Annotated in this window: 26 protein-coding genes, 1 tRNA gene and 2 pseudogenes; 16 read left to right on the forward strand and 13 right to left on the reverse strand. The window is 52.3% G+C overall.

The features are described from left to right. Window positions 1–5: 5 nt before the first annotated feature. Complete coding sequence (gene allD, locus ACLJR2_RS10570; protein ID WP_000703930.1) at window positions 6–1,055, reverse strand: ureidoglycolate dehydrogenase AllD; 1,050 nt, start codon at window positions 1,053–1,055, stop codon at window positions 6–8. A 315-nt stretch (window positions 1,056–1,370) separates the two neighbouring features. Here allD and ACLJR2_RS10575 point away from each other — a divergent pair, with 315 nt between their 5' ends. The 4 genes from ACLJR2_RS10575 to ACLJR2_RS10590 are packed head-to-tail and all read left to right on the forward strand — an operon-like array spanning window position 1,371 to window position 6,022. After that, window positions 1,371–3,035, forward strand: a complete 1,665-nt coding sequence (locus ACLJR2_RS10575; RefSeq protein ID WP_000580923.1) for an acyl-CoA synthetase FdrA — start codon at window positions 1,371–1,373, stop codon at window positions 3,033–3,035. Between the two features lie 9 nt (window positions 3,036–3,044). Next, complete coding sequence (locus tag ACLJR2_RS10580; protein WP_000495330.1) at window positions 3,045–4,304, forward strand: DUF1116 domain-containing protein; 1,260 nt, start codon at window positions 3,045–3,047, stop codon at window positions 4,302–4,304. An 11-nt stretch (window positions 4,305–4,315) separates the two neighbouring features. Beyond that, window positions 4,316–5,125, forward strand: coding sequence for a DUF2877 domain-containing protein (locus tag ACLJR2_RS10585; protein WP_000821191.1), 810 nt, complete (start codon window positions 4,316–4,318; stop codon window positions 5,123–5,125). A 3-nt stretch (window positions 5,126–5,128) separates the two neighbouring features. Beyond that, window positions 5,129–6,022 (forward strand): carbamate kinase, encoded by an 894-nt coding sequence (locus ACLJR2_RS10590; RefSeq protein WP_000855345.1) that lies wholly within the window; start codon window positions 5,129–5,131, stop codon window positions 6,020–6,022. A 40-nt stretch (window positions 6,023–6,062) separates the two neighbouring features. Here the strand turns inward: ACLJR2_RS10590 and purK are convergent, their stop codons facing one another. From purK to ppiB, 4 genes are all read right to left on the reverse strand, one after another. Next, window positions 6,063–7,130, reverse strand: coding sequence for a 5-(carboxyamino)imidazole ribonucleotide synthase (gene purK, locus ACLJR2_RS10595; RefSeq protein WP_000815599.1), 1,068 nt, complete (start codon window positions 7,128–7,130; stop codon window positions 6,063–6,065). Continuing rightward, a complete protein-coding gene (gene purE, locus ACLJR2_RS10600; protein WP_000098736.1) occupies window positions 7,127–7,636 on the reverse strand; it encodes a 5-(carboxyamino)imidazole ribonucleotide mutase in 510 nt (169 codons plus the stop codon). The genes purK and purE overlap by 4 nt, the downstream gene beginning before the upstream one ends. 117 nt (window positions 7,637–7,753) lie before the next feature. Next, on the reverse strand, window positions 7,754–8,476 hold the full coding sequence (gene lpxH / locus ACLJR2_RS10605) for a UDP-2,3-diacylglucosamine diphosphatase (RefSeq protein ID WP_000212276.1): 723 nt from the start codon (window positions 8,474–8,476) through the stop codon (window positions 7,754–7,756). A 2-nt stretch (window positions 8,477–8,478) separates the two neighbouring features. After that, window positions 8,479–8,973: a peptidylprolyl isomerase B gene (ppiB, locus tag ACLJR2_RS10610; RefSeq protein ID WP_000255991.1), complete on the reverse strand. Its 495-nt coding sequence runs from the start codon at window positions 8,971–8,973 to the stop codon at window positions 8,479–8,481. 172 nt (window positions 8,974–9,145) lie between these two features. Between ppiB and cysS the strand changes: the two genes are divergently transcribed. Continuing rightward, a complete protein-coding gene (gene cysS, locus ACLJR2_RS10615) occupies window positions 9,146–10,531 on the forward strand; it encodes a cysteine--tRNA ligase (protein ID WP_000912376.1) in 1,386 nt (461 codons plus the stop codon). 90 nt (window positions 10,532–10,621) lie between these two features. Here cysS and ACLJR2_RS10620 read toward each other — a convergent pair whose 3' ends face one another. The 3 genes from ACLJR2_RS10620 to folD all read right to left on the reverse strand — a co-directional run bounded on the left by ACLJR2_RS10620 (window position 10,622) and on the right by folD (window position 12,378). After that, on the reverse strand, window positions 10,622–11,170 hold the full coding sequence (locus tag ACLJR2_RS10620; protein ID WP_001143506.1) for a metal-dependent hydrolase: 549 nt from the start codon (window positions 11,168–11,170) through the stop codon (window positions 10,622–10,624). Window positions 11,171–11,297: 127 nt separating this feature from the next. Further along, entirely contained in the window at window positions 11,298–11,510 is a 213-nt protein-coding gene (gene ybcJ / locus ACLJR2_RS10625; protein ID WP_000190281.1) for a ribosome-associated protein YbcJ, read from the reverse strand. A gap of 1 nt (window position 11,511) precedes the next feature. Beyond that, window positions 11,512–12,378 (reverse strand): bifunctional methylenetetrahydrofolate dehydrogenase/methenyltetrahydrofolate cyclohydrolase FolD, encoded by an 867-nt coding sequence (folD, locus tag ACLJR2_RS10630; protein ID WP_000729165.1) that lies wholly within the window; start codon window positions 12,376–12,378, stop codon window positions 11,512–11,514. A gap of 546 nt (window positions 12,379–12,924) precedes the next feature. Here folD and fimA point away from each other — a divergent pair. The 6 genes from fimA to sfmF all read left to right on the forward strand — a co-directional run bounded on the left by fimA (window position 12,925) and on the right by sfmF (window position 19,016). Continuing rightward, window positions 12,925–13,479 carry a type 1 fimbrial protein subunit FimA gene (fimA, locus tag ACLJR2_RS10635; RefSeq protein WP_000681033.1) on the forward strand — a complete coding sequence of 185 codons (555 nt, stop codon included), beginning with the start codon at window positions 12,925–12,927 and terminating at the stop codon, window positions 13,477–13,479. Window positions 13,480–13,553: 74 nt separating this feature from the next. Continuing rightward, window positions 13,554–14,087 carry a type 1 fimbrial protein subunit FimI gene (gene fimI / locus ACLJR2_RS10640; RefSeq protein ID WP_000619604.1) on the forward strand — a complete coding sequence of 178 codons (534 nt, stop codon included), beginning with the start codon at window positions 13,554–13,556 and terminating at the stop codon, window positions 14,085–14,087. A 43-nt stretch (window positions 14,088–14,130) separates the two neighbouring features. Next, window positions 14,131–14,823: a type 1 fimbria chaperone FimC gene (gene fimC, locus ACLJR2_RS10645; RefSeq protein WP_001519112.1), complete on the forward strand. Its 693-nt coding sequence runs from the start codon at window positions 14,131–14,133 to the stop codon at window positions 14,821–14,823. Window positions 14,824–14,853: 30 nt separating this feature from the next. Further along, a complete protein-coding gene (locus ACLJR2_RS10650; protein WP_000754203.1) occupies window positions 14,854–17,466 on the forward strand; it encodes a fimbrial biogenesis usher protein in 2,613 nt (870 codons plus the stop codon). A gap of 14 nt (window positions 17,467–17,480) precedes the next feature. Then, window positions 17,481–18,488, forward strand: a complete 1,008-nt coding sequence (gene fimH, locus ACLJR2_RS10655; protein ID WP_000708649.1) for a type 1 fimbria D-mannose specific adhesin FimH — start codon at window positions 17,481–17,483, stop codon at window positions 18,486–18,488. A gap of 9 nt (window positions 18,489–18,497) precedes the next feature. After that, on the forward strand, window positions 18,498–19,016 hold the full coding sequence (gene sfmF / locus ACLJR2_RS10660) for a fimbria assembly protein (protein WP_000603410.1): 519 nt from the start codon (window positions 18,498–18,500) through the stop codon (window positions 19,014–19,016). Window positions 19,017–19,061: 45 nt separating this feature from the next. Here sfmF and fimZ read toward each other — a convergent pair whose 3' ends face one another. From fimZ to fimW, 4 genes and pseudogenes are all read right to left on the reverse strand, one after another. Beyond that, window positions 19,062–19,694, reverse strand: coding sequence for a fimbria biosynthesis transcriptional regulator FimZ (fimZ, locus tag ACLJR2_RS10665; RefSeq protein WP_000801273.1), 633 nt, complete (start codon window positions 19,692–19,694; stop codon window positions 19,062–19,064). Window positions 19,695–20,297: 603 nt separating this feature from the next. Continuing rightward, window positions 20,298–21,020 (reverse strand): fimbria biosynthesis regulator FimY, encoded by a 723-nt coding sequence (fimY, locus tag ACLJR2_RS10670; protein ID WP_001258107.1) that lies wholly within the window; start codon window positions 21,018–21,020, stop codon window positions 20,298–20,300. Between the two features lie 18 nt (window positions 21,021–21,038). Further along, window positions 21,039–21,349: pseudogene (locus ACLJR2_RS10675) on the reverse strand (diguanylate cyclase). A 161-nt stretch (window positions 21,350–21,510) separates the two neighbouring features. Further along, window positions 21,511–22,107: a fimbria biosynthesis transcriptional regulator FimW gene (fimW, locus tag ACLJR2_RS10680; protein WP_000948629.1), complete on the reverse strand. Its 597-nt coding sequence runs from the start codon at window positions 22,105–22,107 to the stop codon at window positions 21,511–21,513. 254 nt (window positions 22,108–22,361) lie between these two features. On the opposite strand from fimW, the gene ACLJR2_RS10685 reads away from it, so the two are divergent. Together ACLJR2_RS10685 and ACLJR2_RS10690 are read left to right on the forward strand one after the other, a co-directional pair. Next, window positions 22,362–22,438 (forward strand) — tRNA-Arg (locus tag ACLJR2_RS10685). A gap of 374 nt (window positions 22,439–22,812) precedes the next feature. Then, window positions 22,813–22,917: pseudogene (locus tag ACLJR2_RS10690) on the forward strand (cation transporter); the annotation flags it as partial. 50 nt (window positions 22,918–22,967) lie between these two features. On the opposite strand, the gene rclR reads toward ACLJR2_RS10690, so the two are convergent. Beyond that, window positions 22,968–23,822 carry a reactive chlorine-specific transcriptional regulator RclR gene (gene rclR / locus ACLJR2_RS10695; protein ID WP_000339624.1) on the reverse strand — a complete coding sequence of 285 codons (855 nt, stop codon included), beginning with the start codon at window positions 23,820–23,822 and terminating at the stop codon, window positions 22,968–22,970. A 215-nt stretch (window positions 23,823–24,037) separates the two neighbouring features. On the opposite strand from rclR, the gene rclA reads away from it, so the two are divergent. The 3 genes from rclA to rclC all read left to right on the forward strand — a co-directional run bounded on the left by rclA (window position 24,038) and on the right by rclC (window position 26,329). After that, window positions 24,038–25,363 (forward strand): reactive chlorine resistance oxidoreductase RclA, encoded by a 1,326-nt coding sequence (rclA, locus tag ACLJR2_RS10700; protein ID WP_000195929.1) that lies wholly within the window; start codon window positions 24,038–24,040, stop codon window positions 25,361–25,363. 156 nt (window positions 25,364–25,519) lie between these two features. Next, on the forward strand, window positions 25,520–25,756 hold the full coding sequence (gene rclB, locus ACLJR2_RS10705) for a reactive chlorine resistance periplasmic protein RclB (RefSeq protein ID WP_000922173.1): 237 nt from the start codon (window positions 25,520–25,522) through the stop codon (window positions 25,754–25,756). A gap of 12 nt (window positions 25,757–25,768) precedes the next feature. Next, window positions 25,769–26,329: a reactive chlorine resistance membrane protein RclC gene (gene rclC, locus ACLJR2_RS10710; RefSeq protein WP_000362177.1), complete on the forward strand. Its 561-nt coding sequence runs from the start codon at window positions 25,769–25,771 to the stop codon at window positions 26,327–26,329. The last annotated feature ends 5 nt before the right edge of the window (window positions 26,330–26,334 follow it).

A 26,334-nucleotide genomic window follows, 5' to 3' on the forward strand; every position in this document is an offset into this window, starting at 1 on the left:
AATAATTATTGGGCAAAGGGATTTTTTGTTTCGTATGACTTGAGATAGAGGGCATCGGAAATCAGATATTGATAAATATCATCAACAATATCGATACCATTCATATCGGCATTTTTCTGTTTAATATCCTGATCCTGTCCAGGATAATAAACCTGTTTAAAACCGGGGGCGGGCTTCACGGAATTGAGTTCCTGCATGGTCTGACTAATATGTTTGCGGAATAATTCACAGGAAGAGAAGAACGCCGGATTAATGACCAGATGAAGTTGTCCTAAATTGCGTCCGGCGTGTAAATCTTCATACATCGAACTGACCTGGCGGCCAAACGGCAGCCCCAGCAGAATACCGGACAGAATATCGATCATCATCATCAGGCCGTAACCTTTCGGGCCTGCGGCGGGTAATAACGCATTGACGGCAAAAGGATCATGTGTCGGCGCGCCGTTTTTATCAACGGCCCAATTCTCCGGAATGGACTCATTGCGGGACCGTGCATCGAGGACTTTTCCCCAGGCCTGCACGGTGGTGGCCATATCGAAGGTAATGATGTCGTCGCCTTCGCCCGGCGCGGCAAAGGCCAGCGGATTAGTGCCATAGTAAATATCCGCCCCGCCAAACGGCACGACCATAGGATCGGACTGACAGATAGACAGACCGATCAGGCCTTCGCGAGCAGCCTGGCGGACGAAATAAGAGATGGCGCCGCTATGGCCCATTCTGCTAATGCCGACAACCGCGACGCCATTTTTTTTGGCTATTTCAATAGCATGCTCCATTCCCATTTTGGCTGCGACCTGTCCGGCAGCATTATCGGCATGCAGTATCGCCGTACAGGGACCGGTATTCTCAATGCGGAACGTCGGCTCCCGGTTGGTGCCGCCTTTTGAAATTCGTTCGGCATAATATTCAACGCGTACGGCGCCATGTGAGTGAATACCTCTGGCATCTGCATAAACCAGTACGTCGGCGACGATGGCGGCGTGCTCACGTTTTAGTCCGGCTTTATAAAGCTTATTTTCGATAAGCTGATGGAGTGTTTCCCGACTGATTTTCATCTGTCTTCCTTTTTAACGACGGTGTGAAGCATGACTGCGATTAACATACCGGGAAAATAAAATGATTATGTGATCCAGACAGGCAAAAAAATATAATTAGAATTTATTTGATAATCAGGCGGGTTTTATCTTTTTGCTTAAATAAAAAGCTTTTTTAGAAAATCATAACTAATCCTTTAGCTGTTGTTTGAATTCTTTTGTTAATAAATTTGATGTGACGTTAATCACTCTATTTACCCTCCTGGATATATACCGTGAAGCGCACATTAACACTGCTCGTGCAATTGCAATGGGTGCAATTATTAAGGAGTTGTTATGATCCACGCCTTTATTAAAAAAGGGTGTTTTCAGGACTCTGTCAGCTTAATGATTATTTCTCGAAAGCTGAGTGAGTCCGAAAATGTTGATGATGTATCGGTAATGATGGGAACGCCTGCGAATAAGTCGCTGCTGGAAACTACCGGTTTCTGGCATGACGATTTTCATGGCGCAACGCCCAATGACATTTGTGTGGCGATTCGTACCGAAGCGGTAGATGACGGCATTACGCAAGTGATTGTGCGACAGCTCGAAGAAGCATTGCAGCAGTTGGCGCAGGGAAGCAGCGGCAGCCAGTCGTTAATCCAGGTCAGACGCTGGGAAAGCGCCTGTCAGAAACTGCCAGAGGCGAATCTGGCGCTGGTATCGGTGGCCGGCGAATATGCGGCGGAACTGGCGGAGCAGGCGCTGGATCGTTCGTTGAACGTGATGATCTTCTCCGATAATGTCACGCTGGACGATGAAATCAGACTAAAACGCCGGGCGCGTGATAAAGGACTGCTGGTCATGGGGCCGGATTGCGGCACCGCTATGATCGCCAATACGCCGCTGGCTTTCGCTAACGTCATGCCAGAGGGCAACATCGGGGTGATTGGCGCTTCCGGCACCGGTATTCAGGAGCTCTGTTCACAGATTGCGCTGGCGGGGGAAGGGATTACCCATGCTATCGGGCTTGGCGGACGCGATTTGAGCGCCGAGGTCGGTGGGATCAGCGCGCTAACGGCACTGGACATACTCAGCGCGGATGAAAAGAGCCAGGTGCTGGCCTTTGTCTCCAAACCGCCTGCCGATGCGGTTCGTCAGCATATTATCTCGGCGATGAAAGCCACCGGGAAACCCGTTGTAGCGCTGTTCTTAGGGTTTTCCTCCCCCGTTGCGCGTGAGGAAAACGTCTGGTTTGCCTCGACGCTGGATGAAGCCGCCCGACTGGCATGTTTATTGTCTCGCGTGACGTCGCAGCGTAAAGAAATGGTTTCAACAGGCGGCGTGATTCGTGGTCTCTATACCGGCGGAACGCTGGCGGCGGAAGCGGCGGGGCTGCTGGCTGGCTATCTGGGCGTCGCGGCGGATACGGAACATCACCATGGCATGATGCTTGACGCTGACGGCCACCAGATTATCGATCTGGGCGATGACTTTTATACCGTTGGGCGACCACATCCGATGATTGACCCGGCGTTACGTAATCAGCTTATCGCCGGGCTTGGCGCGCAGCCGCAGGTACGCGTGTTATTAGTAGACGTCGTTATTGGTTTTGGCGCGACCGCCGATCCCGCCGCATCGCTGATTCAGGCCTGGCAGAAGGCATGTGCCGCACGCGCCGGCGACCAGCCGCTGTTTGCCATCGCAACCGTCACCGGAACGGAACGCGATCCTCAGTGCCGCTCGCAACAAATCGCCGCGCTCGAAGATGCCGGCATCACGGTAGTGGATTCTCTTCCCGAAGCCACTCTGTTGGCCGCGGAACTGATTCGACCCACTCTCTCTTCCACTCATCCATCAGCTCCCCGGTTACTGGAAGCGGTAGCGGTGATTAATGCCGGGTTACGTAGCTTCGCGCTGGATTTACAGGCTGCCGGTATGCCCGTGGTGCACTACCAGTGGGCGCCTGTCGCTGGCGGTAATAAAAAACTGGCTCGTCTGTTAGAACGTTTGCAATAAGGGGTTCCCATGTTTACATCAGTGGCGCAAGCCAACGCTGCAGTCATCGAACAAATTCGTCGCGCACGTCCGCACTGGCTGGATGTGAAGCCAGCTTCTTCATTAATTAGCGTGCTCAATCAAGGGAAAACGCTTCTTCATGCCGGCCCGCCGATGCGCTGGCAAGAGATGACCGGCCCGATGAAAGGCGCCTGTATCGGCGCATGCCTGTTTGAAGGATGGGCCAAAGATGAAATGAGCGCGCTCGCGCTGTTAGAGCAGGGAAAGGTCAACTTTATTCCCTGCCATCACGTTAACGCCGTGGGGCCGATGGGCGGTATTACCTCAGCCAGTATGCCGATGCTGGTCGTGGAAAATATCACCGACGGCAATCGCGCGTACTGCAATCTCAACGAAGGGATCGGCAAAGTGATGCGTTTCGGCGCCTATGGCGAGGATGTTCAGCAACGTTTGCGCTGGATGCGTGATGTGCTGATGCCGGTATTAAGCGCGGCGCTGGGACGTCTGGAGCGGGGGCTCGACCTGACCGCAATGATGGCGCAGGGCATTACGATGGGAGATGAATTCCACCAGCGCAATATCGCCTCTTCCGCATTGCTGATGCGCACGTTGGCGCCGCATATCGCCCGTCTGGAACACGATAAGCAGCAGATAGCGGAAGTGATGGATTTTCTGAGCGTCACCGATCAATTCTTCCTTAATCTGGCGATGGCCTACTGTAAAGCCGCCATGGACGCGGGCGCGCAGATTCGCGCCGGCAGTATTGTGACGGCGATGACCCGCAATGGCGATATGTTTGGCATTCGGGTTAGCGGTCTGGGCGACCGTTGGTTCACCGCGCCTGTTAATACGCCACAGGGGCTATTTTTTACCGGTTTTTCGCAGGATCAGGCCAACCCGGACATGGGCGACAGCGCCATTACTGAAACGTTTGGTATTGGCGGCGCTGCGATGATTGCCGCGCCTGGCGTAACGCGTTTTGTCGGTGCCGGGGGAATGGAAGCGGCGAAATCTGTTTCTGAAGAGATGGCTGAAATTTATCTCGAACGCAACATGCAGCTACAAATCCCCGGCTGGGATTTTCAGGGGGCCTGTCTGGGACTGGATATCCGCCGCGTGGTCGAGACCGGAATTACGCCGCTGATTAACACGGGTATCGCGCATAAAGAGGCGGGGATTGGCCAGATTGGCGCGGGAACCGTCCGTGCGCCGCTGGCCTGTTTCGAGCAGGCGCTGGAAGCGCTGGCGGAAAGCATGGGCGTAAGTTAAGAGAGCGTCTCATGAAACGTATCCATCCTCTTATGGCAAGCCGACAATCGGCGGATTATCGGCAACCCTGGCAGATGTCAGGGGTATGGCGTCGCTCTATTAATTTTGTGGCGAAAAGCGGTGAGTTATTAACACTTCACCGTCGGGGGAGCGGCTTCAGTCCGGGAGGGTGGATACTGCGCGGCGGCGATTTTGACGCCTTGCGCGATGTGCTCACCGATGGCGAAAAACCGCAGTCAACCGCTGCCGGTATTCAGATTGGCGAGTTTCTTTTATGCGAGCCGGAGAGGCGCTGTTCGCTGCGGGTTCCGCGCTATCTTGCGTCGCCGCGTCTTAACGCGACGTACATGCAGCGTAGTGAGGAGACGGGACTGTTTGGGCCGTTAACCGTCGCCGCAGCTCAGCCTCTATGTCCGGAACTTCGCCAGTTTTGTCACTGCTTTCAGTCGGCGCTTGCAGGTGCTGCGACTGACTGGCGGCTATGGCTGGGTAAAGGGCCGGGCTTAACGCCCAGTCATGACGACACGCTGACGGGAATGTTGCTGGCGGCCTGGTATTTTGGCGCCATAGATGAACGCGCCGGGCGTAATTTTTTTGCCCAATCCGGCAGCCTTGATCGGGCGACGACGCTCGTGAGCGTCAGCTATTTACGCTATGCGGCTATGGGTTATTTCGCGTCGCCTTTACTCCACTTTATTCATGCGCTGCGACGAGATGCTCGCACAGAAACGGCGATTGACGGACTGCTGGCGCTGGGGCACACCTCTGGCGCGGATACGCTGCTGGGGTTCTGGCTTGGACAACAAATAGTAAAAGGATAGGGAATGAAAACGTTGGTAGTTGCTCTTGGCGGCAACGCATTATTGCAGCGCGGAGAAGCGCTAACGGCAGAGAATCAATATCGTAATATTGCCGACGCGGTGCCTGCGCTGGCGCGACTTGCCCGCTCGTATCGGCTGGCGATAGTACATGGCAACGGCCCCCAGGTCGGCCTGTTGGCTTTACAGAACCTTGCCTGGAAAGCCGTTGAGCCTTATCCGCTGGATGTGCTGGTAGCAGAGAGTCAGGGAATGATCGGCTATATGCTGGCGCAGCGTCTGGCGCTTGAACCCGATATGCCGCCGGTGACTACAGTATTAACGCGAATAAAGGTATCGGCGGACGATCCTGCTTTTCTTGAACCGGAAAAGTTTATCGGTCCCGTTTATTCGCCAGAAGAGCAAATGGCGCTGGAAGCGACTTATGGTTGGCGTATGAAACGTGATGGAAAATATCTGCGCCGTGTCGTTGCTTCCCCGGCGCCGCGTCAGATTATCGAAAGCGCCGCTATTGAGTTATTGCTAAAAGAGGGCCATGTGGTGATTTGCAGCGGCGGTGGCGGGGTACCTGTTGCCGGCGAGGGCGAAGGGGTCGAGGCGGTGATAGATAAAGACCTGGCGGCGGCATTGCTGGCGGAGCAGATAGCGGCCGATGGTCTGATCATTTTGACGGATGCGGATGCGGTGTATGAACATTGGGGAACGCCGCAGCAGCGAGCTATTCGTCAGGCTTCGCCCGATGAGCTGGCGCCGTTTGCCAAAGCCGATGGCGCGATGGGACCGAAGGTGACCGCGGTAAGCGGGTATGTGAAGCGGTGCGGAAAGCCGGCATGGATTGGCGCATTATCGCGTATTGACGATACCCTGGCGGGCAGAGCGGGAACCTGCATCTGTCTGTGATCGCGACGGGCGGCGACAGAGAATGCGCCGCCCACGCTGTTTATTTAAGCTTACTTTGCGCCCAGATAATGCCGCTGGCGTATTCGCCCGGCAGGAGCGGAGAGAGCGCTTCCAGGGTGGCGCTAAGACGTGACGTATCGCTGTCGGTCAGATTCAGATGGCCGACTTTTCGCCCCGGACGTACCGCTTTATCATACCAGTGCAGATGTACCAGCGGCAGCTTCAGCCAGTCGTAATTCAGCTCGCTGCCGATCAGGTTGATCATCACCGACGGGGCGTTAATCACCGGCGCGGGCAACGGCAGGCCGGTAATCGCGCGCAAATGCAATTCAAACTGACTGATGCTGGCGCCATTTTGCGTCCAGTGTCCGCTGTTATGCACGCGCGGCGCCAGTTCATTGATTAACAGGCCTTCCGGCGTGATAAAACATTCCATCGCCATTACGCCGACGTAGTTCAGCGCCTGCATAATTGCTGACAGCATCGATTCCGCCTGCGCCTGCTGTTCGGCGTTCGCCTGTGGGAACGCGACGCTGGTCCGCAAGATGCCGTCCTGATGCAAATTGTGCGTTAGCGGGTAAAACACGGTACTGCCGTCATGAGCGCGCGCGCCGACTAACGACACTTCGCCGGAAAAATGGATACCGCGCTCAACAATACATTCGCCATAGCAGTCATCCGGCAGTTGCCCGGTTTCGTCCGCGCGTAGACGCCACTGCCCGCGACCGTCGTAGCCGCCAACGCGACGCTTAATAATCGCCAGTTCGCCCAGACGGTCAAAGATGCCGGACCACTCGTCGGCGCTGGTCAGCAGCTGCCACGGCGCGGTCGCGAGTCCCAGTTTATCGAAAAGCTGTTTTTGTGTCAGACGGTCGGCGATGATCGGAAATACATCGCGATTGACGAAGGCCGGGTGGCGCGCCAGCTCGCGGGTAAGCGCGGTTTCCGGCCAGCGCTCAATCTCTGCGGTAATGACGCTCTGCTGTACCGGCACGGCGGTAGGCTCTGCATCCAGGCCAACCGGCCAGACGGCGATACCCAGCGGTTCGCCCGCCTGGCGCAGCATTCGGCCCAGTTGTCCGTTGCCGAGAACGCAAACTTGCTTCATAGCGTCCCCCGCGGATCGGGATTTTCCAGAACTTCATCGGTTTGCGCTTTGCGCCAGTCAGCGATGCGCTGATGCAGTTCCGCGTCGTGTTGCGCCAGAATCTGCGCGGCGAGCAGGGCGGCGTTAGCGGCACCGGCTTTACCGATCGCCAGCGTACCCACCGGAATGCCGCGCGGCATCTGCACGATGGAGTAGAGGCTATCCACGCCGCTGAGCGCAGCGCTTTGTACCGGCACGCCGAGTACCGGGACCAGCGTTTTTGCCGCAATCATTCCCGGCAGGTGCGCCGCGCCGCCCGCGCCGGCAATAATCACTTGATATCCGTTCTCTTCCGCCGTTTCGGCGAAGCTGAACAGTTTATCGGGGGTGCGATGAGCGGAAACCACTTCTACATGGTGCGGGACATCCAGAATTTCAAAAATTTCGGCGGCGAATTGCATGGTAGCCCAGTCGCTTTTGGACCCCATCACGATGGCGACACGCGCCGGATTATTGCGGGAAGACATGCGTCTTAAAACTCCTGTGGTGCGGGACACGCTGCTTTTGAGGTGTCAAAGAATAGCATGATAATCAGGCAAGGAAAACGGTTGCGTGTGCGCCGTAACGGACGATTCGACGAACATTTACAGGGGGAAGGCGATTAACTCAACGTTGTCCGGCGTGACTTTTACCATTGAACCTTCATGATGCCATGCGCCTAACACCACGCGGAACGCGGGCTGGTCGTTGACGGAAAGTTCATGTACCGCCGGGCGGTGGGTGTGACCGTGAACCAGCCACTGTACGCGGTGTTTTTCCATTTCGGCGACGACGGTCTGCGCATTGACGTCCATAATATCCAGCGATTTGCTGCTGTTGGCGGCTTTACTGCCGGCGCGCATTCTGGCGGCGATACGGCGGCGGATAAACAGCGGCAGGGTAAGGAATAGTCGTTGAACCCACGGATTATGGACTTTGGCGCGAAACGCCTGATATCCGGCATCATCGGTACAGAGCGTATCGCCGTGCATAATCAACACATTGCGGCCATACAGGTCGAGCACTTTTTCCTGCGGCAGTAGAATCATGCCGCTTTCGCGGGCAAATCGCTTGCCAATCAGGAAGTCGCGATTACCATGAATAAAGAAGCAGGGAACGCCAACATGCACCACCGCTTTGATGGCGGCGGCTATCTCACGATGTAGCGGGTTGGGGTCGTCGTCGCCAATCCAGGCCTCGAAGAGATCGCCAAGAATATACAGCGCGTCGGCCTGACGGGCTTCTACGGCTAAAAAACGCAGAAAACCGGCGACGATCGCCGGTTCTTCCGTTTGCAGATGCAAGTCTGCAATAAACAGTGTCGCCACGATTACTCGCTGACGGTCACGTTTTCAATGATGACGTCTTCTTTTGGTACGTCCTGGTGCATACCGCTACGGCCAGTGGCGACGCCTTTGATTTTATCTACCACGTCCATACCTTCTACGACTTCCGCAAAGACGCAGTAGCCCCAGCCCTGCAGACTTTCGCCGGAGAAGTTCAGGAAGTCGTTGTCTGCCACGTTGATGAAGAATTGCGCGGTAGCCGAGTGTGGCGCCTGAGTACGTGCCATTGCCAGCGTACCACGGGTATTTTTCAGACCATTGTTGGCTTCGTTTTTGATCGCCTCTTTGGTGGCTTTCTGTTTCATGCCCGGCTCAAAGCCGCCGCCCTGAATCATAAAACCGTTAATCACACGGTGGAAAATGGTGTTGTTGTAAAAACCTTCGCGGCAGTAGTCCAGGAAGTTTTTAACTGTTTCAGGCGCTTTATCATCAAAGGTTTTGATTACGATATCGCCGTGATTAGTGTGGAAAGTAACCATTTTTGCATCCTGTTCCAAGAGAGTGGTGCTTTAGCCCGCAATGGGGCACATATAGGGGCTTGTTATAGCATAACCGTAAGCTGCGATCACCTTGCAAAGTGTGCTGCTTCGATTACGAATAATATGTATCATACGGAGATTATTACCCACACACGTCTATACGGAATCTTCGATGTTAAAAATTTTTAATACACTGACGCGCCAAAAAGAGGAATTCAAACCCATTCATGCCGGGGAAGTCGGCATGTACGTGTGTGGTATCACCGTTTACGATCTCTGCCACATTGGTCACGGACGCACGTTTGTCGCTTTTGACGTTGTCGCGCGCTATTTGCGTTTTCTCGGTTATAAGCTGAAGTATGTGCGTAACATTACCGATATCGACGATAAAATTATTAAACGCGCCAATGAAAACGGCGAAAGTTTTGTCGCGCTGGTCGACAGAATGATTGCGGAAATGCATCAGGACTTCGACGCGCTGAATATTCTGCGTCCGGACAGCGAGCCGCGTGCGACGCACCATATTCAGGAAATTATCGAGCTCACCCGCACCTTAATCGAGAAAGGGCACGCCTATGTGGCGGATAACGGCGATGTGATGTTTGATGTACCGACCGATCCGACTTATGGGCAGCTTTCCCGTCAGGATCTTGAGCAGCTTCAGGCGGGCGCGCGCGTGGATGTCGTTGACGTGAAGCGTAACCCGATGGACTTCGTGCTGTGGAAAATGTCGAAAGAGGGCGAGCCGAGCTGGCCGTCGCCGTGGGGCGAAGGGCGTCCGGGCTGGCACATTGAATGTTCGGCGATGAACTGCAAGCAGTTGGGCAACCATTTTGATATTCACGGCGGCGGTTCCGATCTGATGTTCCCGCACCATGAAAACGAGATTGCCCAGTCTACCTGCGCGCATGACGGCGAATACGTCAACTACTGGATGCACTCCGGTATGGTGATGGTGGATCGCGAGAAGATGTCCAAATCGCTGGGCAACTTCTTTACCGTGCGCGACGTGCTGAAATACTACGATGCGGAAACCGTGCGCTACTTCCTGATGTCCGGGCATTACCGTAGCCAACTGAACTACAGCGAAGAGAACCTCAAGCAGGCGCGCGCCTCGCTGGAGCGGTTATACACCGCATTGCGTGGAACGGATAAATCAGCGGCCCCGGCGGGCGGCGAGGCGTTTGAAGCGCGTTTCGTGGAGGCGATGAATGACGATTTCAACACGCCGGAAGCCTACTCCGTCCTGTTTGATATGGCGCGTGAAGTCAACCGTCTGAAGGGCGAGGATATGACCGCCGCGAATGCGATGGCGTCTCATCTGCGGAAGATTTCCGGCGTGCTGGGACTGCTGGAGCAGGAGCCGGATGTTTTCCTGCAAAGCGGCGCGCAGGCGGATGACGGTGAAGTTGCGGAAATTGAAGCCTTGATTCAACAGCGTCTGGATGCCCGTAAAGCGAAAGACTGGGCGGCGGCGGACGCGGCGCGCGATCGTCTCGCTGAAATGGGTATTATTCTGGAAGATGGCCCGCAGGGCACCACCTGGCGGCGTAAGTAATTGCCGTATTGCCGGATAAGGCGCAGGGCGTCTTATCCGGCCTACCTGAGATGAAATCTACAGGTCGGGTAAGCGTAGCGCCGTCCGACATTAGCGAGCCCGCTTTTCGTCCCCTATACGCCATCTGTGCCAGCCCAATATCCCCATTAGCACGCCTCCCGGTAGCCACACCCATAGCAGCTCCGAAATAATCACCTGGTGTCCATACGGCGTGATGTAGCTTGAAAGCGCGAACGGCGCGACTTTAATCACCTGCCAGGGCGCAAAAAAACGTTCATCTGACCACGGCCACAGCCATCCGACGCCTTTCCCACCCGTGGTTATCGAATCCAGCAGGCTGTGCGACAACAATGAAACGGTTAAAAACAGCCAGCAGCGCACCTGCCCAGCTCGAAACCATCGTCGTCCCGCGAGTACGCACAACAGGGGGAGGACGAATGCGAAAAGTAAAGAGTGGGTAAATCCGCGATGGCCGAACACGTTGCCGTAGGCGACGCCAAATTTAAAGGCCAGCACGTCGGCATCGGGGAGCATCGCCAGCACAACACCGGCAAACAGCAGGCGAGGAGGGATAACTTTCAGGCCTAAGCCTGCGCCAAAACACAGGGGAACGGCGGCGTGGGTGATAACGGTAGGCATAGCGATGGTTCACAGGGAAATAGCCATGCTAGCAGTTGGAACGCAGAGGATTAAGTGGATGATTATCTGAAAAGACAGCGTAATCAGGCCGGATAAGACGCTTTGCGTCGCTATCCGGCACTCTGTATCAGGCCACGACGTTCACACTTTGGCCTTCGAAGCTAACGGTTTGCCCGGCGACAATTTTGCAGCGTTTACGCGTTTCAACCACGCCATCAACCTTCACCAACCCGTCGGCAATGGCGATTTTCGCCTGCGCGCCGCTTTCGCTCCAGCCTTCCAGCTTGAGCAGATCGCACAGCTCGACGTGCGGGTGCTTGCCTAAAGAGAATGTCGCCATATTATTTTCCTTGTGGATCGTGATATTCAATGCACGCCTGCAGCGTGTTTTCGATAAGCGTGGCGACCGTCATCGGGCCGACGCCGCCCGGTACTGGCGTGATGTATGACGCGCGCGCCGCGGCTTCGTCAAACACGACGTCGCCAACGACCTTGCCATTTTCCAGACGGTTAATACCGACATCAATCACAATTGCGCCTTCTTTAATCCATTCGCCGGGAATAAAGCCCGGTTTACCTACGGCGACAATGAGCAAATCAGCATGCTCGACATGGTGACGCAGATCTTTGGTAAAGCGGTGCGTAACGGTAGTCGTACAGCCAGCCAGCAGCAGCTCCATGCTCATCGGGCGTCCAACGATATTGGACGCGCCAATGACCACCGCATTCAGGCCGTAGGTATCAATATTGTAACGCTCAAGCAGCGTCACAATACCGCGGGGCGTACAGGGACGCAGGCGTGGCGCACGCTGACACAGACGACCGACATTATAAGGATGGAAACCGTCTACGTCTTTATCTGGCGCGATACGCTCCAGCACTTTAACGTTGTCGATACCTGCCGGTAAAGGCAACTGCACCAGAATACCGTCGATCGTGTTATCTGCATTCAGAGTATCGATAAGCGCCAGCAGTTCGGCTTCGCTGGTGGTTTCTGGCAGGTCATAGGAGCGGGAGACGAATCCCACTTCGTCGCACGCTTTACGTTTGCTTGCGACATAAATCTGTGAGGCCGGATTGCTGCCGACCAACACCACAGCCAGGCCGGGAGCGCGAAGACCTGCTGCGACGCGTGCCTGAACTTTTTGAGCAACCTCAGATCGCACCTGCTGCGCAATCGTTTTACCGTCAATAATCTTTGCTGCCATCAGAGAGAAGATTCCATCTGTTACTTCAAGTCAAAGGGGATAACGCTATTTTGTCAGAAGCGGGCCTCGCTGTCAGTTAACGTTTGTGTTTCCGATGCAAACGCGACGTCTCCCCCGTCCGTTGCCGATACTGAGACGTGACCAGTAAGCGCGCCATGATTAACCAAAAAGAAACAATTCATCACCCTGGCTATGGTTACCGTAATCCCTCGTCGTTAATAGCGTCGGGCGGCATAATGCGACATTTTATACAAAATAAGATTAGACCCTTCTTATATCCCAATAAGAATTAGCTTAGGTCATTAAAAGAGTTTGCGGCTATTTTTTATTTAGCGAAATGTTTAATTTATTACCGTGACGAAATGTCATATTCGCAAAGATTAATTACTGCGTCTGATACTCAGGGGAGAAACAGAAAACTAATTAATCTGCGATATCTATCTTTACAGGATGCAGAGATAACTTTTCTGACATGCTATGTCGATAATAATTCAAACGGAGCCGACAGGATGCCGAAACCGGGTGTGTGTAATTCAAGGGAAATCCATGAAACATAAATTAATGACCTCTACTATTGCGAGTCTGATGTTTGTCGCTGGCGCAGCGGTTGCGGCTGATCCTACTCCGGTGAGCGTGAGTGGCGGTACTATTCATTTCGAAGGTAAACTGGTTAATGCAGCCTGTGCCGTTAGCACTAAATCCGCCGATCAAACGGTGACGCTGGGTCAATACCGTACCGCCAGCTTTACGGCGATTGGTAATACGACTGCGCAGGTGCCTTTCTCCATCGTCCTGAATGACTGCGATCCGAAAGTGGCGGCCACCGCTGCCGTGGCTTTCTCTGGTCAGGCAGATAACACCAACCCTAATTTGCTGGCTGTCTCCTCTGCGGACAATAGCACTACCGCAACCGGCGTCGGGATTGAGATTCTTGATAATACCTCTTCACCGTTGAAGCCGGACGGCGCGACCTTCTCGGCGAAGCAGGCGCTGGTTGAAGGCACCAATACGCTGCGTTTTACCGCACGCTATAAGGCAACCGCCGCCACGACGCCAGGCCAGGCTAATGCCGACGCCACCTTTATCATGAAATACGAATAATCCCGTCTGGGAACGCCAGGGAAGGGAGGCGCCTCAACGGAAGAGGCTATCGGGGATAAAAGAGAACATAACAGATGATAAGGAAAGGCGCGGCGCTAGCGGGGCTTGTTTTGATGTCGCCCGTCATTGCGCAGCCGGTAATGGTGGAGAGCGGGCGTGTTCACCTGCGCGGACAACTGGTCAATGGCGGCTGCGCTGTCGCCACTGAAAGCCAGGATTTGCGCGTACTGATGGGACAGTACCGCACGAATGCGTTTACCGGTCCTGGCAGCTTCGCTCCCGTCAGCGTTCCATTTTCGTTACGGTTAATCTCCTGTAGCGCGGAGGTCTGGCGTCATGTCGGCATTGCGTTTGCCGGCGTTACGCCTGCGGAAGATCCCCATGTTTTTCTGGCCAGCGGCGAGGGTATCGGTAATGCCGGAATCGGCCTGGCATTATTTGATGACCAGCAGCGGCAAATCATACCTAACACGTTACCGCTTCATTACACGCCCATTTTAACGTCAGAAATGACTTTGCATTTTACTGCCCGCTATCGGGCAATTTCAGAAAATATGACGCCGGGACGAATTCATTCAGAAGTGTGGTTTACGCTGGTTTACCCATGAATTTTCTTGCCGACGTGACTCAATGCAAAAGGTATTTTTTACCATGCTGAATAGTATAAAATTAGGCTTTATTGTTCTTCTCACGTTATTTACTTCGCTGAACGTACAGGCGGCGGGGGGGATTGCATTAGGCGCCACGCGCGTTATTTATCCCTCGGCGGCGAAACAGACCTCTCTGGCAATCAGTAATAGCGATACTCAAGAACGTTACCTCGTCAATTCATGGATCGAAAATAGCGCCGGGCAGAAAGAAAAAACGTTTATCGTTACGCCGCCTTTATTCGTCAGCGAGCCCAAAAGCGAAAACACGCTGCGCATTATCTACGCCGGGCAACCGCTACCCGGGGATCGGGAGTCGTTATTCTGGATGAACGTGAAAGCCATTCCGTCGGTCGATAAAAGTCATATTGAAGGAAAAAACGTTCTGCAACTGGCGATTCTGTCGCGCATCAAACTGTTCGTGCGTCCGGCGAATTTGCCGCAGACGCCGGAAGACGCGCCGACCTTGCTGAAATTTTCCCGTGTCGGCAACCATCTCAAGATAACCAACCCATCTGCTTATTACCTCACGCTGGTCAATATCAGCGTGGGCGCGAAAAAGATTGATAACGTGATGATCGCGCCAAAAAGCGACATGCAAATTCCCTTACCGACTGGCGCGCAGGGCAGCGTGACATTTCAGACCGTCAATGATTACGGCGCATTGACGTCGGCGACAACGGCCAGTCTCGGTTAAGCAGAGAGCGTGAAGCCACACGAGAACACGATGAAGAAGACAACCTGGTTTGCAGGGCGATTTCCCGGCTATGTATCACCGTTAAACGGCGTGGCGCTGTCGGTGCTGGCGGCGCTGTGTCCGCTGACGAGCCGCGGCGAAAGTTATTTCAACCCTGCGTTTTTGTCGGCGGATACCGCGTCCGTGGCGGATTTATCTCGCTTTGAAAAAGGTAATCATCAGCCGCCCGGTATTTACCGGGTGGATATCTGGCGTAACGACGAATTCGTAGCGACGCAGGATATTCGTTTTGAGGCGGGCGCCGTGGGTGCCGGCGATAAATCCGGCGGCCTGATGCCTTGTTTTACACCGGAGTGGATTAAACGGCTGGGCGTGAATACCGCGGCGTTCCCTGTCTCAGATAAAGGCGTCGATACCACGTGTATTCGCCTTCCTGAGAAAATTCCGGGCGCGGAGGTCGCGTTTGATTTCGCGTCGATGCGCTTAAATATTAGCTTGCCGCAGGCGTCATTGCTCAACAGCGCGCGTGGCTATATCCCGCCGGAAGAGTGGGATGAAGGGATACCTGCCGCACTCATTAATTACAGTTTTACCGGTAGCCGCGGAACAGACAGCGATAGCTATTTTTTGAGTCTGCTGAGCGGGTTGAACTATGGCCCCTGGCGGCTGCGTAATAACGGAGCCTGGAACTATTCGAAAGGGGACGGCTATCATTCGCAACGCTGGAACAACATTGGCACCTGGGTACAGCGCGCCATCATTCCGCTAAAAAGCGAACTGGTCATGGGGGACAGCAATACCGGGAACGATGTTTTCGACAGCGTCGGCTTTCGCGGAGCGCGGCTGTACTCTTCTGACAATATGTATCCCGATAGCCTGCAGGGCTACGCCCCCACGGTTAGAGGAATCGCCCGGACGGCGGCAAAGCTGACGATACGACAGAACGGGTATGTTATCTACCAAAGCTATGTGTCGCCGGGCGCGTTTGCGATTACCGATCTTAATCCTACCTCTTCCAGCGGCGACCTTGAGGTGACGGTAGATGAAAAAGACGGTAGCCAACAACGTTACACGGTGCCTTACTCTACCGTTCCGCTATTGCAGCGTGAGGGCAGGGTGAAGTATGACCTGGTGGCCGGGGATTTTCGCAGCGGCAATAGTCAGCAGTCTTCGCCATTCTTTTTCCAGGGAACGGTGATTGCCGGCCTGCCTGCGGGGCTGACGGCTTACGGCGGTACGCAACTTGCCGATCGTTACCGTGCCGTGGTGGTCGGGGCGGGGCGAAATTTGGGCGACTGGGGAGCCGTGTCGGTCGATGTCACACATGCGCGTAGCCAACTGGCAGATGACAGCACCCATCAGGGGCAATCGTTGCGTTTTCTGTACGCCAAATCGCTGAATAATTACGGGACTAATTTTCAATTGCTGGGTTACCGCTATTCCACACGCGGATTTTACACCCTGGATGATGTGGCATACCGCAGTATGGAAGGGTACGACTACGAATACGATAGCGACGGACGCCGCCATAAAGTGCCGGTGGCGCAGAGCTACCACAATCTCCGCTACAGCAAAAAAGGCCGCTTTCAGGTCAATATTTCGCAAAATCTGGGGGATTACGGGTCACTGTATCTTTCCGGCAGTCAACAAAATTACTGGAATACGGCGGATACCAATACCTGGTATCAACTGGGATACGCCAGTGGATGGCAAGGCATAAGTTATTCGCTGTCATGGTCGTGGAGCGAGTCGGTGGGGATCTCAGGCGCCGACCGCATTCTGGCATTCAATATGTCCGTTCCGTTTAGCATTCTGACCGGACGGCGCTATGCGCGCGACACTCTTCTTGATCGTACTTATGCCACGTTTAACGCCAACCGCAACCGCGACGGCGACAATAGCTGGCAGACCGGCGTGGGCGGCACGCTTCTGGAAGGACGTAATCTGAGCTACAGCGTGACGCAAGGACGTAGCAGTAGCAATGGTTATAGCGGCAGCGCCAGCGCTAGCTGGCAGGCGACGTATGGCACGCTGGGCGTGGGATATAACTACGATCGCGATCAGCATGACTATAACTGGCAACTTTCCGGCGGCGTGGTCGGTCATGCGGATGGTATTACGTTTAGCCAACCGTTGGGCGATACCAATGTCTTGATTAAAGCGCCGGGAGCGAAAGGCGTGCGCATCGAAAACCAGACCGGCGTGAAAACGGACTGGCGGGGCTATGCGGTAATGCCCTACGCCACGGTATATCGCTATAACCGCGTCGCGTTAGATACCAACACGATGGACAACCATACCGATGTCGAAAATAACGTCAGCAGCGTAGTGCCGACAGAGGGCGCGCTGGTGCGGGCTGCTTTTGATACGCGGATAGGCGTAAGGGCAATCATTACCGCGAGGCTTGGCGGACGTCCGTTACCGTTTGGCGCGATAGTACGAGAAACCGCCAGCGGCATTACCAGTATGGTCGGCGATGACGGGCAAATTTATCTGAGCGGCTTGCCGCTAAAAGGTGAATTGTTCATCCAGTGGGGAGAGGGGAAAAACGCACGTTGTATCGCCCCTTACGCCCTGGCGGAGGATAGTCTGAAGCAGGCGATTACGATAGCCAGCGCGACCTGTATCCGTCCGGCGTCATAAAAGGAAAAATAGAGATGAAAATATACTCAGCGCTATTGCTGGCGGGGACCGCGCTCTTTTTCACCCATCCCGCGCTGGCGACGGTTTGCCGCAATTCAAACGGGACGGCGACCGATATCTTTTACGACCTGTCAGATGTTTTCACCAGCGGCAATAATCAGCCGGGACAGGTGGTGACGTTGCCGGAAAAATCAGGTTGGGTCGGCGTAAACGCGACGTGCCCGGCGGGGACAACGGTAAATTATACCTACCGAAGCTATGTATCAGAATTACCGGTACAAAGCACCGAAGGAAATTTTAAATACCTCAAGCTGAATGACTACCTTCTGGGCGCGATGAGCATAACCGATAGTGTCGCTGGCGTATTTTATCCGCCCCGTAACTATATTCTCATGGGCGTCGACTCTAACGTGTCGCAGCAAAAGCCGTTTGGCGTGCAGGACTCAAAGCTGGTTTTTAAATTAAAAGTGATACGGCCTTTTATTAATATGGTGACGATCCCTCGCCAGACAATGTTTACTGTCTATGTGACGACCTCTACCGGCGACGCGTTGAGCACGCCGGTGTATACCATTAGCTACAGCGGCAAAGTGGAAGTACCGCAAAACTGTGAAGTGAATGCCGGACAGGTCGTGGAGTTTGATTTCGGCGATATCGGCGCGTCGTTATTTAGTCAGGCGGGGGCGGGTAATCGTCCGCAAGGCGTCACGCCGCAAACGAAAACTATCGCTATTAAATGTACCAACGTCGCGGCGCAGGCCTATTTATCGATGCGGCTTGAAGCCGAAAAGGCCTCAGGGCAGGCGATGGTATCCGATAATCCGGATTTAGGCTTTGTGGTTGCTAATAGCAACGGTACGCCGCTCACACCCAATAATTTGTCGAGTAAAATTCCGTTTCATCTTGATGATAACGCCGCCGCTCGCGTAGGTATTCGCGCCTGGCCAATCAGCGTGACGGGGAATAAACCGGCGGAAGGGCCGTTTACTGCGCGCGGCTATCTACGAGTCGATTATGATTAAGGAGGTATAATGATCCTTCGGCGCGTTTTCATCACTATTGGTTGTGTTTTGTTCAGCCCGCTGAGTCAGGCCAACTCATCTCTGGGCGAAGTGAATATTGAACTGCGCGGTAACGTGGTGGATTTTACCTGCGCCGTGGTGGCGGGCGACAGTAACAAATCGGTTAACCTCGGCACCTGGCCGACAAAACAGCTTCACGCCGCCGGTGACGCCACGCAACCGGTAGCCTTTAGCCTAAAACTTGAAGGCTGCCCGCCGGGGTCGGCGTCTATAACGTTTTCCGGGACGCCAGCGCCCGGCACGGCATTACTGGCGCTTGCTGATACGGCAATGGCGCAAAAACTGGCGATTGAAATTCGCGATGGCGATCAACGTCGCTTGCCGCTTGAACAGGCCAGCAAGGCCGTCGATATTGACAACAACGGCAATGCTACCCTGAAATTCTATGCGAACTATATCGCCTTAGCCGATGGCGTGCAGCCCGGACTTGCTAACGCGGATGCGACCTTCCTGATCAATTACAATTAGTGTCCGTTATTGTGGCTCCCGAACGATAATTCGCCGGGAGTACATTTACAATAATTCGTGTGATTTGGCGTAATCGATAAGCTCAACGATAGAGTGAAGGCCAAGTTTAGAAAATATATTGGCCTTATGCGCGCTGATAGTCTTGTTACTCAATAAAAGTTGCTCGGCAATTTCTTTGTTAGACATTCCATTGGCCAGATAGCGCAGCACGGTAACTTCGCGGTTAGATAGTGGCATATCATGGTGCCCGCCTTTGGGGGTACGGGTATTACTGATGAAATTAAGCGTCTCAGATGGGAAAAAAGAATAGCCGGATAAAATCATTTTTACCGCATTATAAATATCATTGAGGTCTTTGCGTTTACTTACAAATCCGTTTGCGCCCGCTCTTATTGCTCTTCCGGCATAAAAAGCCTCTGATTTCGACGATAAAAAAAGTATCCGGGTATGTTCCTGGATAGATTTGATTCGTTTAAGTAAGGTAAAGCCGTCGGTGCCCGGTAATTCAATATCCAGAATGACAAGGTCAACAGGATAAGTGCGCAGATACTCTATCGCTGTTCGGCTATCATCCGTTTTCAGGACAACCTGAATATTGCTATTTTTACCGAGTAAAACTTCGATCGACATTCTTACAATAGGGTGTTCGTCCATAATGATAACAGATGCAGGTTTCATTGTTGTATGCCTCAGACTGTTATGCGTCCTTCGTTTTAGAATAAGCGTCAGACACCTTAAAGATTGTGAAATAGCCAGATCTACACACCACACAGTGGAGCAATAATAAAGAATGAGACCTCCCTGTTGACTGGCTATTTTGCGTAAGAGTAATAAATATGTGGAATATCCATTTCGCACCAACAAAAAAGAAATTTCTGATTAAGTAAAAACAATATGGATTATACCTGGTCTGATTTCTCGGAAAAGTCTTGCGAAATGCGAATTATGGATAGCGGGTAGGATGTTCTGTGGCGTTATAGAAAATTTGTTCGTGGTAGAGCTATTTTCTTTGGAGTTGACATTGAGTGGTTTAAACTGTTGTTTTTAAGTATAAAAATAATATGAAAGACTAATTGTTTAGTATTTGTTATGTAATAACAGAAAGATGTTGACGCTGGAGACCTCGAAAAACGAGGAGGAACAGGGGACGATGTAAGAAAAAAATTTTTATCGCTTACCAGGACGAGTTGTAAATATTAATTTTATGTGAAATATTTACATTTAATGGAAGTGAAAATAAGTAATTTCTTAAAAAATCTTATTCACCAAAACGTTAGTTCGTTAAAAAATATCGTGGAAAGTAACGTTTAACTGCTGGACCAGCCGAAGAAAGCTTTGCCTGTGGGGAAGGTTAAGGAGGGTGATAAGTTGTTTAATCCGGTAAACCACACGATGATAAGGTACGCTTTGCTGACGTGCTATTTCTTTTAAAGAGGCGCCTTGCGCTAAAGTTTCAATCATCAACCAGTCAGTACGGCTAAAGCTTTCCGATAAGCGAGGTTTGGCGGCTGATAACAAGGCTTCGCGTACTGAGGCCAGATTTTGTTGTCGTGACAGAACAAAAAAACGCCCAGCCATACGGATAAACTGTGTTATAGCGGGGGTTTTATCTGATACCAGCAGGTAAATCTGGATATCGCTTTGTTGCCAACTGAGCGCGCGTAGCTGGTTAAGCGCCTCAATACAGGAGACAGGTAGCGCCTCCATATCTACAATCAGTTGTCTGAGCGACCCCTTTTCAATCCACAAAGAAATGTCATCTAATGAGCGGAATGCAGCGGTACGTTTTCCGGAAAATAAGTAGTGACTCAGCGAATAGCCGAGGTAGTTATCAGTTGTAATTATTGCCTGGGAAATGATACCAACCGGCAAGGCATAATTAAGCTGTTGGTCCAGTAACTCAAGGCGATCAAATATCTGCGGCGTTGGAGAGTGATAACGGCAGGCGCAGTCTTTGGCATTTCTTAAACGGCGGTGTCTTTCCCTGCGTGGTACGCTGCGCATCCTGCTTTTTCCATTGCTCTAATATATATCTGGTAATATGGCTGGCCATAAATAACCTTGTCCCATCGTTGCACCAGCGTAAAAAGCAATGCTTCGTTGCTCTGATGTTTCAATGCCTTCCATCAGCATTAACTGCTGAAAAAAACTTCGCTATCATGTTTTGACGGAAGTTGCGTCAGGACCTCATAGCCGATTAATTGCGCAGTTGAGAGATTAACGATTGGCTCAGATTTTAACAATCCGCTGTTGAGATATGAATGGCGTGTTGGCGAAGACGCCAGGTGTGGGGGATTTATCCTTTCCTTTAATAAAGTACCCTGTGCCACCAAACACTCCTCCAGGCATTTATGATGCAGCCATATATTTTCGAACCCTGAATCTATCAGGATATTATGGGCATCATTGTGGCAGCGTTAAAAAAATGCCTGTAGGTATCGTTACTTAATTATTGGTGAGATATTTCGTAAGCCTTGTGAAAAGTTAAGTGAGTTTACTTACTGAGTAAGAAATGAAGGTTAACTCTAATATATTTTAAAAACTGCTGCTCCGTTTTAACATGTAATTTTCGCATAATGCTCCGGCGGAGTGACTTTGTCTGCTCTTCAGAAAGTGAAAGTAAAGCGGCCGTTTCGCTTAAATGATAACCGCTGGCGATCAGTTTTAACAGGTGACGTTCTGTTACTGAAAAATGACGAGTCGTGCAGTAGTGGCAAATGCCAGAAGGGACGCTATGTCGAAGCGCTCGCTTATGTAAGATCAATATCATTTTCCGGGTAATTTCTTCAACATCATCTTCCCGATAAATATGCGGCAGCATATACAGACATGGTCTGAACATGAGCTTTTCTTTATCGCATTTATTACAAATAATCACCCGTAGCTGATGTTGGGTATGCATAGGTATCTGATAACAGCCTGCGCTGAACCAATCATCATCCAGGGCCAGGAAAGCGATATCGGCATTATCTATCTCTTCTGGCGGCAGAAAGTCAATTTTCTGCTGCCATTGATTCGCCAGACGCGTCATGATGATTTTCAAACCATGCTCAAAGTGACTGTTTTGTTCCTTAATAGCGATACTCAGCATGAAAAATATCCTACACGGCAGGTGAATCATGGTGAAATATTAAAGAAACTGATTGATTATCTAAATACTGGCGGCCTTAATTCCCACTTTATGCGTGCTGAGATGTGTCCAGGCGATTTCCTGGAACCTGGCATTGCGCCAGAAAAGACGATATTCGTACACTTAGTCAGCAACCAGAACAAAAGCCATTGACTCAGGAGTACCTGACCGTATAATTCTCGCGTTTCGTCTACACGAAGTCTTCACTTCACAAGGCGCCCTTAGCTCAGTTGGATAGAGCAACGGCCTTCTAAGCCGTGGGTCGCAGGTTCGAATCCTGCAGGGCGCGCCATTGATAAATCAAGCAGTTACATCAAAAAACCTATCATCTAAAATTATCCTGCAGTGTAAGTATCAGGGTAAGTTTTAAATCATCTCTGTATTTGCGCATTATCTCGCAACAGGTGTCGTTACGGGTGCTGTTTAATTTCCCTCAAATAAAACTCTTAAATCCAATGCTGAAATGTTTGTAATACAATAAAACTTTGTGCTTCCCTAAAAAGGAGTCGGGTCATTTTGATTCCGTCTTGCTGCTTAGTCTGTCAACCGCTGTATTTTTCGGGATTATCGCCTACGTAGAGCGTCTATTAGCGTTGAAACCGCCACAGGGCAGGTTGCAGAGTCGACGTAAGGGAAGCGTTATTGATCATTACCAGCGTTCCCTTTGCGATGATTGGCGGCATGATTACCACGCCGCTGCTGTCGCTGTTTATCATTCCGGCAGCCTACAAGCTGATGTGGCTGCGCAGGCATCGCCGCCTTGCGGCATAACGTGTGTCGCCCGCCTGCGACGTCAAACTGTAGGCGGGTTCAGTATACGTTTATCGTCCGAGCGCGTTGACCCGTTTGCGGTACTCGCCTGGTGTACAACCGAATTCACGGACAAAAGCTTTGTGAAAAGAAGATTCGCTCGCATAACCTACCGACTCAGCAATCACCATCACCGGCAGCGCTTCACGCGACAGGGTCTGGGCGGCGATTTGCAGGCGCAGCGTTGTTAACACGGCTAAGGGCGTCGTTGCGGACACGTCGCGAAATAGCTGGGCGAAGCTCGCCCGCGACATGTGTACCCGTTGCGCCAGCGTTTCGACCGTCCAGGGATGCGCCGGTGTTTCCAGCATGTGAAGGATCACGCGGCCCAGCCGGGGATGCAGCAATAAATTGAGCACGCTTTTCGCCGTGCCAGCCTGCGATAGCCAGTCGCGAACGGCGAGGGTAAACAGCGTGGCGCACTGCTGACTGTATAAGACGTCAGCGCCAGGTAAATGGCGTTCTGACTCCTGCTGTAACAGCAAAATGGCGGCGTTAAGCCAGATACTGGCGGGGCTATGCGGCGGCGGGGCAAGACATAACACTTCCGGCAACGCGGTAAGGAAATAACGTGACGTCGTGTGCAGACGTAGACTACCGCACACGATATGTGTCGGTGCTTCGCCAGACTGGCGCAAACGGTGGGCAGAGTTTTGCGGCAGAATCACCACCTTTCCCGGCGTAAGCGTCATGGCGTCGCCGGTAGGCATTTCCAGTTGCGCTTCGCCCTGCGTAACGGTATGCCAGCGAATCACCGATAGCTCGCCAGCGGCGTGCGGCAACTGCCAGTCGCCGCCTAACGGGCAATTCTTGTCGATTGAGCCCTGAGGGGCGTTAAGCGTCAATAGCCGACTAAGCGCATCCATATAGACTCCAGAACAGATTCTTTTTCAAAAATAGGGATAACCATTTCTGTCTCTGATTACTATATTTCGGACTCAATGTCATTTCTACTCTTGTTTTTGCTAACCGCTAATTTAGACGATAAGACAAAAATTGGCGCATTACGGATAACCCTGGCTTTTTTGACGTTATTTATACTTGTCCTGACAAACAGATGGTGATTTGGCGGAGAAAGAAGATGACACAGTATCAGGCGCTCATTATTGGTTTTGGCAAGGCAGGAAAAACGTTGGCGGCAACTCTGGCGAAGACGGGATGGCGCGTGGCGATTATCGAACAGTCCGCCAGTATGTTCGGCGGAACCTGCATCAACATTGGCTGTATTCCAACGAAAACGCTGGTGCATGACGCGGAACGTGAGGGCGATTTTTCTGTCGCCATGCAACGCAAAGCGGCGGTCGTAAATTTTTTACGCGACAAAAATTTTCATAATCTTGCCGACCTGGACAATGTCGATGTGATTGAGGGAAGGGCGGAGTTTATTGATAACCATACCTTACGGGTATTTCAGGCGGACGGCGAGCGGGTGTTACGGGGAGAAAAGATCTTCATTAATACTGGCGCAGAGTCGGTGATCCCGGCTATTACGGGCTTAACAACGACGGCAGGGGTGTTCGATAGCACCGGGCTACTCAGCCTGAGCCAGCGTCCGGCGCGGCTGGGGATTTTAGGCGGTGGTTATATTGGCCTTGAATTTGCCTCAATGTTCGCCAACTTTGGTACGAAGGTCACTATCTTTGAAGCAGCGCCGCAATTCCTGCCTCGTGAAGATCGGGATATCGCGCAGGCAATTACCCGCATTTTACAGGAAAAGGGCGTCGAGCTGATTTTAAACGCCAACGTACAGGCCGTATCCTCAAAGGAGGGCGCGGTACAAGTAGAAACGCCGGAAGGCGCGCATCTTGTGGATGCCCTGCTGGTGGCGTCGGGGCGAAAACCGGCGACGGCTGGCTTACAGTTGCAGAACGCCGGCGTGGCGGTGAACGAACGCGGCGGGATCATCGTGGATGATTACCTGCGTACCACGGCGGACAATATCTGGGCGATGGGCGACGTTACCGGTGGGTTGCAGTTTACCTATATTTCACTGGATGATTTTCGTATTGTACGCGACGGGTTATTGGGAGATGGCAAACGCAGTACCCGCGATCGCCAGAATGTTCCGTATTCCGTCTTTATGACGCCGCCGCTCTCTCGTGTCGGGCTGACGGAAGAACAAGCGCGGGCAAGCGGCGCAACGGTGCAGGTGGTGACATTACCGGTGGCGGCGATCCCTCGCGCCCGTGTTATGAACGATACTCGTGGCGTACTAAAAGCGGTAGTGGACGTGAATACGCAGCGTATTGTAGGGGTGTCATTGTTATGCGTCGATTCTCATGAAATGATTAATATCGTTAAAACCGTTATGGATGCAGATTTACCTTATACGGTGTTACGCGACCAGATATTTACCCATCCTACAATGAGTGAGTCTTTAAACGATCTCTTCTCTCTCATTAAGTAAAACATAAATAACGTAGCCCTGTTAATCAGGGCTTTTTTTTGCCTGTCAGGCTATAAAAATACGCCAGGACAAATATGCTGGCGTCTGAAAGAAAAGGCTTTAGTCAGGCGTAACGTATTATAACACCATTGAAATAACCCACGACTGGAAATCTCGATGTTAAAAGTTACCACACTTATTGCTTCATTATTGGCTGCGCCGCTGGCGTTTTCCGTCTCCGCCCAGCCGCTAACTGACGTTGAATATATCAGCGTTTCTGCGGTGTCAGCAACGCCGTCAATGCTTGAAGACGCTATTGCCAGACTGGCGCAAAGTAAACAGGCGTCGTCATGGAAAATTACGTCAATGCGTATTGATAATACGGGTTACGCCACTGCGATTTTATATAAGTAAGGAGAGCCTGAGATGGATAAATATCTTCGTCTGTTAAGTCAGGGGGATCGGCTGGGATTAACATTAATTCGCCTGAGTATCGCCATCGTTTTTATCTGGATTGGACTACTAAAATTTGTGCCCTATGAGGCAGACAGTATTACCCCGTTTGTAGCGAACAGCCCGTTTATGTCTTTTTTCTATGAACATCCGGAAGAATATCGTCAGCATCTGACTCATGAGGGCGAACTAAAACCGGAGGAACGCGCCTGGCAAACGGCCAATAATACGTATGCGTTTTCGGATGGTCTGGGCGTGGTGGAATTGATTATCGCGGCGCTGGTACTGGCTAACCCTGTCAGCCGCTGGTTAGGGCTGGCGGGCGGCGTGCTGGCATTCCTGACGCCATTTGTCACGCTGTCGTTTTTGATCACCACGCCGGAGGCCTGGGTTATGCCGCTGGGCGATGCGCATTATGGTTTTCCGTATTTATCGGGCGCCGGGCGGCTGGTATTAAAAGATACGTTAATGCTGGCAGGTGCGGTGATGATCATGGCGGACTCCGCCCGTTCGTTACTTTTACAGCGACAGTAGCGACC

The sequence above is a fragment of the Salmonella sp. SAL03688 genome (genome assembly GCF_046551895.1).
Classification (GTDB): Bacteria; Pseudomonadota; Gammaproteobacteria; order Enterobacterales; family Enterobacteriaceae; genus Salmonella; species Salmonella enterica.

Excerpts from the sequence above, each read along its gene's own strand:
- ybcJ (WP_000190281.1), bottom strand. The coding sequence starts at position 11,510 with ATGGCGACATTCTCTTTAGGCAAGCACCCGCACGTCGAGCTGTGCGAT.
- fimC (WP_001519112.1), top strand. The coding sequence starts at position 14,131 with ATGCTGAATAGTATAAAATTAGGCTTTATTGTTCTTCTCACGTTATTT.
- rclR (WP_000339624.1), bottom strand. The coding sequence starts at position 23,822 with ATGGATGCGCTTAGTCGGCTATTGACGCTTAACGCCCCTCAGGGCTCA.
- ACLJR2_RS10650 (WP_000754203.1), top strand. The coding sequence starts at position 14,854 with ATGAAGAAGACAACCTGGTTTGCAGGGCGATTTCCCGGCTATGTATCA.
- ACLJR2_RS10575 (WP_000580923.1), top strand. The coding sequence starts at position 1,371 with ATGATCCACGCCTTTATTAAAAAAGGGTGTTTTCAGGACTCTGTCAGC.
- fimI (WP_000619604.1), top strand. The coding sequence starts at position 13,554 with ATGATAAGGAAAGGCGCGGCGCTAGCGGGGCTTGTTTTGATGTCGCCC.
- fimZ (WP_000801273.1), bottom strand. The coding sequence starts at position 19,694 with ATGAAACCTGCATCTGTTATCATTATGGACGAACACCCTATTGTAAGA.
- folD (WP_000729165.1), bottom strand. The coding sequence starts at position 12,378 with ATGGCAGCAAAGATTATTGACGGTAAAACGATTGCGCAGCAGGTGCGA.
- rclA (WP_000195929.1), top strand. The coding sequence starts at position 24,038 with ATGACACAGTATCAGGCGCTCATTATTGGTTTTGGCAAGGCAGGAAAA.
- allD (WP_000703930.1), bottom strand. The coding sequence starts at position 1,055 with ATGAAAATCAGTCGGGAAACACTCCATCAGCTTATCGAAAATAAGCTT.
- rclC (WP_000362177.1), top strand. The coding sequence starts at position 25,769 with ATGGATAAATATCTTCGTCTGTTAAGTCAGGGGGATCGGCTGGGATTA.
- purK (WP_000815599.1), bottom strand. The coding sequence starts at position 7,130 with ATGAAGCAAGTTTGCGTTCTCGGCAACGGACAACTGGGCCGAATGCTG.
- rclB (WP_000922173.1), top strand. The coding sequence starts at position 25,520 with ATGTTAAAAGTTACCACACTTATTGCTTCATTATTGGCTGCGCCGCTG.
- fimA (WP_000681033.1), top strand. The coding sequence starts at position 12,925 with ATGAAACATAAATTAATGACCTCTACTATTGCGAGTCTGATGTTTGTC.
- ACLJR2_RS10585 (WP_000821191.1), top strand. The coding sequence starts at position 4,316 with ATGAAACGTATCCATCCTCTTATGGCAAGCCGACAATCGGCGGATTAT.
- sfmF (WP_000603410.1), top strand. The coding sequence starts at position 18,498 with ATGATCCTTCGGCGCGTTTTCATCACTATTGGTTGTGTTTTGTTCAGC.
- fimY (WP_001258107.1), bottom strand. The coding sequence starts at position 21,020 with ATGCGCAGCGTACCACGCAGGGAAAGACACCGCCGTTTAAGAAATGCC.
- ppiB (WP_000255991.1), bottom strand. The coding sequence starts at position 8,973 with ATGGTTACTTTCCACACTAATCACGGCGATATCGTAATCAAAACCTTT.
- cysS (WP_000912376.1), top strand. The coding sequence starts at position 9,146 with ATGTTAAAAATTTTTAATACACTGACGCGCCAAAAAGAGGAATTCAAA.
- purE (WP_000098736.1), bottom strand. The coding sequence starts at position 7,636 with ATGTCTTCCCGCAATAATCCGGCGCGTGTCGCCATCGTGATGGGGTCC.
- ACLJR2_RS10620 (WP_001143506.1), bottom strand. The coding sequence starts at position 11,170 with ATGCCTACCGTTATCACCCACGCCGCCGTTCCCCTGTGTTTTGGCGCA.
- fimH (WP_000708649.1), top strand. The coding sequence starts at position 17,481 with ATGAAAATATACTCAGCGCTATTGCTGGCGGGGACCGCGCTCTTTTTC.
- ACLJR2_RS10590 (WP_000855345.1), top strand. The coding sequence starts at position 5,129 with ATGAAAACGTTGGTAGTTGCTCTTGGCGGCAACGCATTATTGCAGCGC.
- ACLJR2_RS10580 (WP_000495330.1), top strand. The coding sequence starts at position 3,045 with ATGTTTACATCAGTGGCGCAAGCCAACGCTGCAGTCATCGAACAAATT.
- fimW (WP_000948629.1), bottom strand. The coding sequence starts at position 22,107 with ATGCTGAGTATCGCTATTAAGGAACAAAACAGTCACTTTGAGCATGGT.